General features: G+C 61.3%; 13 protein-coding genes and 2 pseudogenes. 4 read left to right on the forward strand and 11 right to left on the reverse strand.

Features of this window, described 5'->3' with window-relative positions:
• The first annotated feature begins 32 nt into the window (after positions 1-32).
• Complete coding sequence (locus FGU64_RS02975; protein WP_139950814.1) at positions 33-1109, forward strand: P1 family peptidase; 1077 nt, start codon at positions 33-35, stop codon at positions 1107-1109.
• Here the strand turns inward: FGU64_RS02975 and FGU64_RS02980 are convergent.
• On the reverse strand, positions 1062-1376 hold the full coding sequence (locus tag FGU64_RS02980; RefSeq protein WP_139950815.1) for a hypothetical protein: 315 nt from the start codon (positions 1374-1376) through the stop codon (positions 1062-1064). The genes FGU64_RS02975 and FGU64_RS02980 overlap by 48 nt on opposite strands.
• A gap of 296 nt (positions 1377-1672) precedes the next feature.
• Between FGU64_RS02980 and FGU64_RS23680 the strand changes: the two genes are divergently transcribed.
• The gene (locus tag FGU64_RS23680) at positions 1673-1801 is read left to right on the forward strand and encodes a hypothetical protein (RefSeq protein ID WP_269142505.1); all 129 of its coding nucleotides are present in this window, start codon (positions 1673-1675) and stop codon (positions 1799-1801) included.
• A 42-nt stretch (positions 1802-1843) separates the two neighbouring features.
• On the opposite strand, the gene FGU64_RS23185 is transcribed toward FGU64_RS23680, so the two are convergent.
• Positions 1844-2008 (reverse strand): hypothetical protein, encoded by a 165-nt coding sequence (locus FGU64_RS23185; RefSeq protein WP_168734476.1) that lies wholly within the window; start codon positions 2006-2008, stop codon positions 1844-1846.
• Positions 2009-2223: 215 nt separating this feature from the next.
• On the opposite strand from FGU64_RS23185, the gene FGU64_RS02985 reads away from it, so the two are divergent.
• Positions 2224-2523, forward strand: a complete 300-nt coding sequence (locus FGU64_RS02985) for a DUF1236 domain-containing protein (protein ID WP_136355884.1) — start codon at positions 2224-2226, stop codon at positions 2521-2523.
• Positions 2524-2624: 101 nt separating this feature from the next.
• On the opposite strand, the gene FGU64_RS02990 is transcribed toward FGU64_RS02985, so the two are convergent.
• The 4 genes from FGU64_RS02990 to FGU64_RS03005 all read right to left on the reverse strand — a co-directional run bounded on the left by FGU64_RS02990 (position 2625) and on the right by FGU64_RS03005 (position 8073).
• Positions 2625-4172 carry a SpoVR family protein gene (locus FGU64_RS02990; RefSeq protein WP_139950816.1) on the reverse strand — a complete coding sequence of 516 codons (1548 nt, stop codon included), beginning with the start codon at positions 4170-4172 and terminating at the stop codon, positions 2625-2627.
• A gap of 11 nt (positions 4173-4183) precedes the next feature.
• A complete protein-coding gene (locus FGU64_RS02995) occupies positions 4184-5488 on the reverse strand; it encodes a YeaH/YhbH family protein (protein ID WP_139950817.1) in 1305 nt (434 codons plus the stop codon).
• A 19-nt stretch (positions 5489-5507) separates the two neighbouring features.
• Positions 5508-7457: a PrkA family serine protein kinase gene (locus tag FGU64_RS03000; protein ID WP_139950818.1), complete on the reverse strand. Its 1950-nt coding sequence runs from the start codon at positions 7455-7457 to the stop codon at positions 5508-5510.
• Between the two features lie 229 nt (positions 7458-7686).
• Positions 7687-8073 carry a hypothetical protein gene (locus FGU64_RS03005; RefSeq protein ID WP_230978694.1) on the reverse strand — a complete coding sequence of 129 codons (387 nt, stop codon included), beginning with the start codon at positions 8071-8073 and terminating at the stop codon, positions 7687-7689.
• Between the two features lie 325 nt (positions 8074-8398).
• On the opposite strand from FGU64_RS03005, the gene FGU64_RS23190 reads away from it, so the two are divergent.
• Positions 8399-8572 (forward strand): hypothetical protein, encoded by a 174-nt coding sequence (locus tag FGU64_RS23190; RefSeq protein ID WP_180375618.1) that lies wholly within the window; start codon positions 8399-8401, stop codon positions 8570-8572.
• A gap of 18 nt (positions 8573-8590) precedes the next feature.
• On the opposite strand, the gene FGU64_RS03010 is transcribed toward FGU64_RS23190, so the two are convergent.
• The 5 genes and pseudogenes from FGU64_RS03010 to FGU64_RS23470 all read right to left on the reverse strand — a co-directional run.
• Positions 8591-8785: a hypothetical protein gene (locus tag FGU64_RS03010; protein ID WP_139950819.1), complete on the reverse strand. Its 195-nt coding sequence runs from the start codon at positions 8783-8785 to the stop codon at positions 8591-8593.
• 75 nt (positions 8786-8860) lie between these two features.
• Positions 8861-9094 (reverse strand): hypothetical protein, encoded by a 234-nt coding sequence (locus tag FGU64_RS03015; protein WP_139950820.1) that lies wholly within the window; start codon positions 9092-9094, stop codon positions 8861-8863.
• Between the two features lie 205 nt (positions 9095-9299).
• A pseudogene (locus FGU64_RS03020) lies at positions 9300-9374 on the reverse strand (KGG domain-containing protein); the annotation flags it as partial.
• 1466 nt (positions 9375-10840) lie between these two features.
• Positions 10841-11419 (reverse strand): IS5 family transposase, encoded by a 579-nt coding sequence (locus FGU64_RS03025; protein ID WP_246671229.1) that lies wholly within the window; start codon positions 11417-11419, stop codon positions 10841-10843.
• A pseudogene (locus FGU64_RS23470) lies at positions 11314-11655 on the reverse strand (IS5 family transposase); the annotation flags it as partial. The gene FGU64_RS03025 and the pseudogene FGU64_RS23470, both read right to left, overlap by 106 nt.
• Positions 11656-11719 lie beyond the last annotated feature (64 nt).

The raw sequence follows: 11719 nt of genomic DNA on the forward strand, positions 1-11719 counted from the left end.
GCGACCGGAATGCGCAAGGCGGTGCAAAAGACATGATGGCGACCGCGTCCGATCTCGGATTGACCTGCGGCACGCTGCCGGCCGGCGAATGGAACGCGATCACTGACGTGCCCGGCGTCCGCGTCGGCCACTGCACGGTGCGCGAAGGCGAGGTGAACACCGGTGTCACCGCGATCCTGCCGCATGGCGGCAACCTGTTCCGCAGCAAGGTGATGGCCGCCTGCGACGTCATCAATGGCTTCGGCAAGACGGCGGGCCTCGTGCAGGTCAAGGAACTCGGAACCATCGAGACGCCGATCCTGCTCACCAACACGCTGTCTGTCGGCACCTGCCAGACTGCGCTGGTGCGCGAGGCGATCCGGCTGAACCCGGACATCGGCCGCACGACCGGCACGGTGAACGCCGTCGTCGGCGAATGCAACGACGGGCCGCTGAGCGACATACAGGCGCTTGCCGTAACCGAGGCGCATGCGCTTGCCGCGCTGGCCGATGCGCATGAAGGCGCAGTCGAACAGGGCAGCGTCGGCGCCGGCACAGGCATGACCTGCTTCGGCTTCAAGGGCGGCATCGGCACCGCTTCGCGCAAGCTTTCCCTCGGCGGAGGCGAGCATCATGTTGGCGTCCTGGTCCTGTCCAATTTCGGCCGCGCCGGCGATCTCGTGCTGCCGGACGATCGCCGGCCCGATCCGCGTCAGCGCCAGGACGCCGAACGCGGCTCGATCATCGTTGTGCTGGCGACGGACGTTTCCATGCAGCAGCGCCAGCTTGCCCGCGTCGCCCGCCGCGCCGGCGCCGGCATTGCGCGGCTCGGCGCATTCTGGGGCAACGGCAGCGGCGACATCGCCATCGCCTTCAGCACCGCGAACGGCAGCGATCACGACGAAAAGCGGGATTTCATCCCCATGATGACCCTGAACGACGCCCGCATCGACCTGCTTTTCCGGGCAGCGGCCGACGCGACGCAGGAAGCGGTACTGAACTCGATGCTGGCGGCGGAGCCCTTCGTGGGCCGCGGCGGTGCGCGCCGGGCTTCGCTCGCCGACTGGCTGCGCGAGCAGAAATCAGCGGCGGAACGCGGTGCGCCTGGAGCTGGGCGTCGGCTGCCATAAATCGCCTCGGTTCGCTCGGGGTGGCTCGGCAGCCGAAGCGATAATTCCGGAATTGCGCAGCATGAATTCCTTCATGCTATCGAGAAGCTCGGTCTCGTCGTGCATTCCGGCACCGAAAAGCGACATCAGGGCGCGCGCCACGTCGTCGGCGGCGCGGCTCCCGCATTTTATGTCGTTCTCCCGGCAAACGCGGTCGAAGACCTGCTTCAAGACCGTCATGTCGCTCGGATAGGCGATGCCGGGAGATGACTTGAATGGGGCTTGCATGGCTCCACCTCCATTGGGGCGGAAGCATGGTGCTCGCTCACAGCCGTCGGCGCCCTGTTTCACTGCCGACGATTAAAACATTATACACCGGTTGACGGTGCTCGTCTGTTCACTTTGACATAGCGTACGCAAAAACCTGCCAGTTGATCCGACGACGCGTCGTCTCTCTTGAACCAGCCCGGAATCAAGGCAACTGAATCGACGGATCCGCGTTGTGTCCGCCAAGCTGGAGTGCAGGCCATGGGCCTTTTGAACAAGGTGGCCGCCGGAATGCATCGCGGAAATAGGGAAAAGCCATGACAAGGGTCTTGTACGCTGCGGCGATGATCGCCGCCTTTGCCGTCATCGCCTTGCTGCTGGTCGCGCCAAGGACGCAACGCGCGGTCGACACGACCGAAACCGCGTCCATCGTCGTGGGCGATTAGCCAAATCGCGCATCCGCGAACGGGATCGGCAACAGCCGAAGGCTAGGTGTTTTTTCGCCTCTCTCTTTGTTGTTTCTGCGCCAGCTTGCGCCGCACTTCCTCAAGCGCGATGGCGAGCAGGTTATCCACCTCTTCCAACTCGGTCTTCGCCTCGCAGGTCGAGATATAGCGACGCAGTTCTTCGATGGTTGCGCGGACGTGTTTCATCCACTGTCTCCCGTGCAGGATAGCTACAACACCGCGTGCGCTCGTTCGTTCCTCACCTTCAGTTTTTGCGGAGCTCGCCTCATCGTCAATTGTCCGGCTGTCGGGATGTCGTTGCAGTCACAATTCGGTTTTCAAGGGAACGGGGCCGGATTCCTGACGTTTGCCTCCTTCAGATGCTGCGCCTCGGCCAGCGAACGAAGTGAAAGGACAGAACCATGAGACTCCAGATCATAAGTAGTATGGCCGGCCTGTTGTTGATCGGTGGCATCGGTGCCGCTGCCGCCCAGGATGTCATCATCCAGCCCGAACAGCAGACCGTGATCAAAGAATACGTTCACAAGAAACCGCTGGCATCGATCAATCTGCTCGGTGCTGAGCTGAGCATCGGTTCGACCCTTCCCGACACGGTCGAACTCCATGAAATCCCTGACGTTCAGTATCGCTACGTCGTGGTGAACGACCGCACCGTGGTGGTGGATCCCTCGACGAGGAAGATCGTGGAAGTCATCGAATGACAAGGCAAAAAGCCTGCGGTCTCGATTGACCGCGGGCGGCCCTGTTTATTGAATCACCCCGTGCCCGCCACGAGCAGGACGTAAACCAGTTCGTTTCCCGCTCAGTCCCCGATCTGACTTGCCGTCCGTTCGTAGACAGCGAGGCCGGTCTCCATGTCCACGCCCGCCAGACTGACGTCGTAGCCCCAGAGCTTGCGGACATGGCGCAACGTGGCGTCACAGCCGGTCTCCTCCAGCACGATGCCGTCCTTGATCTTGTGCTGGAGGCGCAACTGCCGGTCGCCGAGCAGGTCGACATCCACGACCTGGATGTTCGGCCGGGTTGCGCCGATATCATAGCTGTCGGCCAGTGCTGACCGAACCTTCTCGTAGCCGCGCTCGTTGTGGATCGAGGCGACCTCGTAGAACGGCTCGTCGGCCGTATCGGCAAGAACGAAGAAGCGCCATTTCCGGATCAGGGCCGGACTGAGATACTGGCGGATGAAGGACTCGTCGCGGTGGTTGGCCCATGCGTCGAGCAGGACTTCGCGCCAGTCGCCGCTGCCGGCGATATCGGGAAACCAGTCGCGGTCCTCGGCCGTCGGCTGGGTCACGATGCGCTGGATATCCTGCATCATGTCGAGGCCCAGCGCGTAAGGATTGATGCCGGAAAAGCGCGGATCGTCGAAGCCCGGCTGGAAAACCACGTTCGAATGGTTCTTCAGGATCTCCAGCATGGCGCCTTCGCCGATCATGCCGCGGTCGAACAGCGTGTTCATCAAGGTGTAGTGGACGAAGGTGGCGCAGCCCTCGTTCATCACCTGCGTCTGGCGTTGCGGATAGAAATACTGCGCGATGACCCTTACGATCCTCAGGATTTCGCGCTGCCATGGCTCGAGCACCAGACTGTTCTTTTCAAGGAAATAGAGCAGGTTCTCCTCGGGAAGGTTCAGCGTCTCCTTCCGCTCGGCCGTGCTGTCGTCCGGCTCGTCGTCCTTGCCGTCCTTCGAAGCGGGCAGGGTGCGCCAAAGGTCGTTGTAGGACTGTTCTTCGTATTCGAGGCGTTCGCGGATTTCTTCCCGTCGCTGTTCCGAAGTCAGCTTCGGTGGGCGGTGGTAGCGGAACACGCCGTGATCCATCAGCGCATGGGCCGCGTCGAGCATGGCTTCCACTTCGGCGAGGCCATGGCGTTCCTCGCACTGGGCAATGTAGCGCTTGGCGAAATCCAGGTAACTCAGGATCGAGCTCGCGTCGGTCCATTGCCGGAACAGGTGGTTGTTCTTGAAGAAATGGTTGTGGCCGAGCGCGGCATGCGCCGTCACCAGCGCCTGCAGGGCCATCGTGTTTTCCTCCATCAGGTAGACGATGCAGGGATTGGAATTGATGACGAGCTCATAGGCGAGGCCGCGTCCGCCCTTGCGATAGAGCAATTCCTGATGGAGGAAATGCTTGCCGAACGACCAATGCCGATACATCAGCGGCATGCCGACGGAGGAGTAGGCGTCCAGCATCTGCTCCGACGAGATGATTTCCATCTGCACGGGATAGACGTCGAGGTGAAGGTCCTCGATCGCGATCGCCTCGATGGCGTCATAGGCGCGAGACAGCAGCGGGAAATCCCAGTCGGAGCCCGAAAACAGCAGTCCGGATCTGGCGGCAGACTGTGTCATCCCCGTTCCTCTCAGCCGCCCTGCTGGTCCGGTTGCCTCGTGAACAACTGGCGGAACACCGGATAGATGTCTGCCGGCGTGGCGATGCGGCTCATCTGGAAATTCGGCCATTGTGCGCTGACGGCCTCATAGGCATGCCAGAGGGACGTGCCGTTCTCGGTAGAGCCGAAGATGTGGCTCTCCCGTTCGTCGATGATCTCGACATAGGCGAAATATTGGCAGAGCCGCATGATCTCGCCGTCGAGCAGCGCGATGCAGCGCTCGGAATCGGTGGCGAAATTGTCGCCATCGGACGCCTGGGCCGCGTAGATGTTCCATTCGCTGCTGGGGTAACGTTCGCCGATGATGCGTCGCATCTCTTCGAGCGCGGTCGAAACGACGGTTCCGCCGCTTTGGGTGCTGTAGAAGAAGGTCTCCTCGTCCACCTCCTGCGCCTGATGCGTGTGACGGATGAAGACGATCTCCGTCGCGTCGTAGCGCCGTTTCAGGAACAGGTGCAGCAGCACGAAGAAGCGCTTGGCCATGTCCTTTTCGCGCTCGCCCATCGAGCCAGACACGTCCATCAGACAGAACATGACGGCGTTGGCGTTCGGGATGGGTTGGGCGTCGAAGCGGTTGTAGCGTATGTCGACAGGATCGACATAGGCGATCAGCCGCCGCCGCCGCTCCAGCCGGTCCAGCTCCACCTTCAGGGCGGCGATCCGCTCGCGCGCCGCGACGCACGGCGTGCCTTTTTCGAGAGCCGCGATTTCGCGTGCAATCGCATCGAGTTCTTCCTGTTTGGGCCGCTTCAGCGCGATGCGGCGGCCATGGCTGTTGCGCATGGTGCGGCCGACATTGATGCTGGTCGGCGAACCGGTTGCCGTGAAGCCGGCGCGGCGCGGCTTGAAGGCAAGGATTTCCTTCAGGTTGACCTTGACCAGGTCGGGTAGCTCCAAATCCTCGAAGAAGAGATCGAGCACCTCCTCGCGCGACAGCACGAAACGGAAATCGTCTTCCGTTTCCTTCAAGCCCGGTCCGGAACCGGGCATGCCCGGAGCCGGCCTGGGCAGCCGGTCACCCGGCGCGAAATGCTTGTTGCCGGGCAGCACATGCCGGCGTCGGCCGCTGTCCCTGGCGTCGCTGAAGCTTGGCTCGCTCGTGCCGTTGGCCGGCATCGAAACGGTGTGTTCAGCGTCGACATCGGCGATCTTGCCGGACCGGACCTGTTCGCGGATGCTTCGCTTGAGCTCGTTGCGCGCACGCCGGATAAAGCGCTGGCGATTGCCCAGGCTCTTGTCCTTCGGGTTCAGCCGGCGGTCGATGAAGATTGGCATGACGAGCCCCTGACCGGTTTCAGCCCGCCTTGTTCACCCGCATATACCAGTCCACCAGCCGGCGGACCTGACGCTTGGTGTATCCTCGCCCGACCATGCGCTGGACGAATTCCGTGTGCCGCTTCTCGGTCACGCTGTCCTGTTTGGAGCCGAAGCTGATGACCGGAAGCAGGTCCTCGACCTGGCCGAACATCCGCTTCTCGATCACCTCGCGCAGCTTTTCGTAGCTTGTCCACGCCGGGTTGCGGCCATTGTTCCTGGCCCGTGCCCGCAGCGTGAACTTCACCACCTCGTTGCGGAAATCCTTCGGATTGGCGATTCCGGCCGGCTTCTCGATCTGCGACAGCTCGTTGTCCAGCACTTCCCGGTTGAGGATCTGGCCGGTATCGGGGTCCTTGTAATCCTGGTCCTCGATCCAGGCGTCGGCATAGGCGATATAGCGGTCGAACAGGTTCTGGCCGTATTCGCTGTAGGATTCCAGATAGGCTTTCTGGATCTCGTGGCCGATGAATTCGGCGTAGCGAACCGCGAGTTCCGACTTGATAAAGTCGAGATACGCCGTTTCCGTTTCCTTCGGGAACTGCTCGCGCTTGATCGCCTGTTCCAGGATGTACATCAGATGGACCGGATCGGCCGCCACCTCCTGCGTGTCGTAGTTGAAGGTCTGCGACAGGATCTTGAAGGCGAAGCGCGTGCTGACACCGGTCATGCCCTCGTCGACGCCGGCGGCGTCGCGGTATTCCTGGACCGACTTCGCCTTGGGGTCGATTTCCTTGAGGTTCTCGCCGTCGTAGACGCGCATCTTCGTATAGAGCGGCGAGTTGTCGTGCTCGGCCAGCCGGGTCGAAACCGTGAAGCGGCTTAGGATATCCAGCACTTCCGGCGCGCAGGGGCTGCCGGCCAGTTCGCTTTCGCGCAAAAGCTTTTCGTAGATCTGCCGCTCTTCGGCGACACGCAGGCAGTAGGGCACTTTGACCACTAGGATGCGGTCGAGAAAGGCCTCGTTGTTCCTGTTGTTCTTGAATTGCAGCCATTCCGACTCGTTGGAATGCGCCACTACGATGCCCTGGTAGGGGAAGGCGCCGAAGTTCTCGGTGCCGTTGTAGCTGCCTTCCTGCGTCGCTGTCAGAAGCGGATGCAGAACCTTGATCGGCGCCTTGAACATCTCGACGAATTCAAGCAGCCCTTGCGTCGTGCGGTTGAGCCCGCCGCTGTAGGAATAGGCATCGGGATCGGACTGGCTGAAATTCTCCAGCTGGCGGATGTCCACCTTGCCGACGAGAGCGGAGACGTCCTGGTTGTTTTCGTCGCCGGGCTCGGTCTTGGCGATGCCGATCTGGCGCAGCCGCGACGGCATCAGCCTGACCACGCTGAACTTGGAGATGTCGCCGGCCAGTTCGTCGAGGCGCTTGGCCGCCCAGGGCGAGATCAGGCCGTTAAGCCGCCGCCGCGCGATCCCGTATTTGTCCTCCAGCAGGTCGGCCATGCGATCGGGATGGAAAAGGCCGAGCGGCGACTCGAAGACCGGGCTGATCGCCTTGCCGACCTTCAGGGTGTAGATCGGCCGCTCCTCCATGAGCTTCTTCAGCCGCTCTGCCAGCGACGACTTGCCGCCGCCGACGGGGCCGAGCAGGTAGAGGATCTGCTTGCGCTCCTCCAACCCCTGCGAAGCGTAGCGGAAGTAGCCGGCGATGCGCTCGACCGTGTCTTCCATGCCGTAGAAGTCGGCGAAGGTCGGATAGATCTTGATCGTCCGGTTCGAGAAAATCCGGCCCAGCCGCTCATCCTTGCTGGTGTCGACCAGCGTCGGCTCGCCGATCGCGTCGACCATTCGTTCGGGCGCGGAGGCATAAAGCGATTTGTCCTCTCGACAGGCCAGCAGATATTGCTGGAGGCTCATCTCCTCCTCGGCCGCGCTTGCATAAATCTCCGAGAAAAGATCGAAGACGTCGGAATTTTTCTCGATCATGGCTGCCTCGCCTCGGGACCGGTCCGGTTGCGGTCACCCGCTCTATCAACTGCCGGATACCCGCGTGGTTCCGTTCACAAGTCGGAGATCGCACCGGCCGCCGGTTCTGGGTCGATCGCGCGGAAGATTTTCAACCGTCCGTTGCCGGTCGAAGCGGCTCCAGGGTCCAGTCGGGAATTGGCCTGACGTGCCGCCCCCGCGCCTTGGGCACAGGACTTCCGATATATATCTAGGCGGTGTCCTGGATCACCAGCGTCAGTATACCCGTCGGGTCGACGGCTGCCGCGACCACCTGCGTGACGTTGAGTCCGTTCTGGGCAAGCATGGTCATGGCTGCCGGCGATGACTGGATCGATGCCTGCAACTCGCGCAGATCGTTAGCGCTGGTCTCGTGCAGCTTCGTCTCGACTACGCTCTTCAACTGCGGCGGCAGGTCTTCGAGCCGCACGATGTTGATGACCGTCACGTTCTGGTCCGGAGCAGCCTCGGGTGTTTGCTGTGCAGGCGGCTGGGCAGGAAGTTCATCCGTTGGCGCCTGTGCCGTCGCCGGTTGAACAGCGGCAACAACAGAAAGGGCGGCAACGAGCGTCAGAATACGCATGGCTTCGCCTTTCATGTGGTGATGCCATAACCCGCCCGGACGTGGCAGGTTCCGAACCAAATTCAAGTGCGCTCTTAGCGATTCCAGTTAAAGCGCGATCCGGCCCCGGTAGACCAGGGCGGGAAAATCGCATACCGGCGCCGATCCGCGAGGCGGCTTACCGTTTCTAATGCGATGCCGTTGTTTTTCGCTTCTCCTGCCCTAATTGTTTTCCCTATCGGCAGCAAATGCCATGGGCGCTGTCGGCTGTGAGCGACGAGCATGTTCCGCCCCAAAGCGAAAGGGCGAAGCCATGAGAGGTCTTTCCGTTTCCAGTAGCGGTATCGTCTATCCGGACGACATGAAACTGCTCAAGCAGGTGTATGATCGCATCTGCCACGAAAATCATGTGGAGGAGGGGAGCAAGGACGCCGAGAAAATCGCCCAGGCGGCCATGTCGCTTTTTCAGGCCGGCGTCTTCGACGAGGCCGAACTCATGGCCGGCCTCGGTGAATTCATCAAGCGCCGGTCGTGAGGGCCGGCGAAGCCCTTCTCAGCATGGTTTGTCGACCCGCAGCTGCGGGAGAGAACGGCTGGCGAAAGGGATGTCCCGTTCGAGAAGCCGTCCGAGCACGACGCTGGTCTCGTCGAGAATCCCGCGGATGTCTTCCCTGGTCAGGCTGTCGACATGGTCGGCGGCATCCTGCACGTTGACAAGCAGATCGATGCCGCGCTGGTGGAGATGCATGAGTACCTCCTGTGCCCCAGCGGAGATCGAAGCATCTTTGGCAGGGTTCGGCAAGCGGCTGCAGGTTGCAGGAATCTATTTCCGGCCGGGCTCCCGCCTGTCCGACTCCTTCATCCGCTTTTCGAGTTCGTAGGAAAGCCACCGGCAGAACATGCCGATGACCGACGTTGCCGCGCCGCCGAGCAGGCATACGGTCAACAGGGCGCTCCTGTGCGCGCTCGACCAGCTTACAACCGCGAGCATCAGCACACTGATCGCTGAAATCAGGTAACCCAGTCCTTTGAGCTCGTGCAAAGCGTGTCTGGACATTCATTCGCCTGAAGCAGGAAAGCTAATTCCACCCGCTCCGCTTGATCAGCCGCGCAGCTTCTTCCTTCGTCAATCCCAGGCGCCGGCTGAAATAGTTCGCCTCGATGGCCCGCTCGATGCGGTCGCGCTGAGCCTTCGTCGATCTTGGGCCGGTCCGTCCCGGAAAGGGAGGAGAGTGGCAATCCGCCACCCTCCTTTCCTGCTAATGCTGGCCACCTTTCCGACCCGCTTCGGAGGCGCGCTGACGGTCTTCGGCGAAATTGCCGCTGCCGCCGCGATGACCGCCCTGTTGGCCCCTGTTGCGGTCTTCGGCCTGCTGCTGCCGGCCGCGGTTCTCGTCGTTCTTGTGGCTCTGCTGGCCAGCTTTCACATGCTGTTCGTGGCTACCGCCTTGGGGCATGGTTCTTCTCCTTGGGTTCTTTCGTTCGAGCCGCTTCATGCGCCTCGTGCAAACTAACCAATGGCCCTTTCCGCCGTTCCGTAACGTAATATTTCGTGACGCCCGCGGCTGCACGAAACACCGCAAAGCGGCTTTCCGCCATTCCCAAAGTTGGAGGACCTGACCGAACAGCGCTTCGACGCTACGAGGTGCGGTTGCCGGAATCGAGGGTTGAAAAGCGTTCGTGGATTCCTCCATGACGAAGGATGGTATCCACGCCTTAACCCGCTCGCCGGCAAGCCCCCTGGTCGGCAAGGGCATCGCATCATCGCGTCGGTATGGGCGACGGATCAGGACCCGGCTCAGGCCTGGGACCAGGCGGCATCGGCGGTTGCGGATCCGGCGGCACCGGGCGCGGCGGCGTTGCCACGGTCTGCAACGGTGGCTTTCGCGTCTCGTCCGGATTCGGACGTGGAACTTCGTCGGGCAGCCGGTCCGGTTTCGGTTCATCGATCGGCTTCGGCCCGTCCGGCAACGGGCCCGGCAAGTCTTTGCCGGGAACGGGTTTCTCAGGATCAGGCATCGCTCGTTCTCCCTTCGAGTTACCAACATCGGTCCGGCCGGATTGGTTCCTCGTCAGGCAACGGAGCTTCAACTCCGAACGAGCCAGTTTTCGGGATTCGGATCAATTGCCAAATCCGCAACCGCCTTGTCCCAGCAAACTTGCTCGACGACCAATGCCGCCAGCTACACCACTCCGTGGGACACCATCGGTGCAGCTCCGGCACAGTCCGCGAGATTGAGGATTTCGTTAAGGTCCTTAGGTGAGGCTGCCGCTTCCGAATTGTGGCCTCACCGACCACGACTATCCATATCCAGTAAGGAAGCTCTGGATGGGGCGGATTCGAGCAGAATGGTAACGCCATCCAACTCAATCTCCGCGATTGGGCTTCCAAGAAAGACGGAGTCTCGTTCCTGCCCTGCATATACACAAGGAGCGCTAGTCGTCCTTCTGCCAATCGGGACGCATTCCAGCCAGCGAAGCAATCAAGCTTGACGCCTGTCGTCTAACATGGCTTGGCGCCGATTCTCAGCCGGTGCTTTAACACTTTGAAAAGCCTGCTGGGGTTTATGGTTGTCACTCTGGCGGCATTCTGTCCAACTGTCGGCCGTGTGCGAATCGTCGGCGTTAACTGCTGAGGGCCGCAGGGGGAAGGGGCGTTGTAAATCTCCGTCACGAAACTGCATGAGTGTGTTTGCGCGGCTGGCAGCAATGCCAGCGGAGTGCGGCACTCAGGATCGGGTGAACGAAGCTTGGGATAGAAGTGGCAGACTGTACGAGATACGGCACACCGGAAAGACGCTTCTTAGCGCTCGTGGACAAAGGGTATCCATAGTTTGACTGCTGCGATGGCGACGAAGCCGAGGTAGGATTCCTTTGTCTTGTCATAACGGGTGGCGATGCGCCGCCAGTTCTTGAGCTTGTTGAAGAGGCGCTCGATCTGGTTGCGCCATTTGTACTTGGCTTTGTCGTGGAGGATGGGCTCGCGCCGGTTGCTTTTCGAGGGAATGACAGCCTCAACGTTGGCGCTGGAGATCTCTTCGCGGATTGCATCGGCGTCATAACCCTTGTCGGCGAGGAATGCCTCGATCCGATCGGAGATCATCCGGAACAACGGCGCGAAGCCTTGTGTGTCGTGCGTTTGCCCAGGCGTCAGGACGAAGCCGAGTGGCCGCCCCTTCGCATCGCACCGTGCATGGAGCTTGGTGGTGAAGCCGCCGCGCGATCGGCCAAGCGCCTCGGTCTCCTGAGTCCCCTTTTTATGCCGATCGCACAATGATGTGCCCGGACAATGGTGCTGTCGATCATGTCGGCGCTTCGATCCCGCTCGACCATCTCCGCCAGCGTTTCGAGCATCGCTTCGAACACGCCGGTCTCGACCCATCGCCGATATCGGCGGAAGACGCTGTTCCACTTGCCGTATTCGTCAGGCAGATGTCGCCATTGCGCTCCGGTGCGCGCCATCCACATCATGCCTTCGAAATAGCGCCGGTTGTCCTGCGCAGGGCGGCAACCGCGTCCTCGTTCGGCAGGAAGAAGCGGGCCGATCAGCGCCCATTCCTCGTCCGTCAAACCAATCCGTTCGCCCAAGGCTCCCTCCAAATGGAAGCCTTGAATCAAAACCGGATTCCGCAGTCAACCTTTGTCCACGAGCGCTAGCGTCCGACCAAACCGAAGCAGGAAC

This window comes from Mesorhizobium sp. 8 (genome assembly GCF_006351905.1).
Classification (GTDB): domain Bacteria; phylum Pseudomonadota; class Alphaproteobacteria; order Rhizobiales; family Rhizobiaceae; genus Mesorhizobium; species Mesorhizobium composti.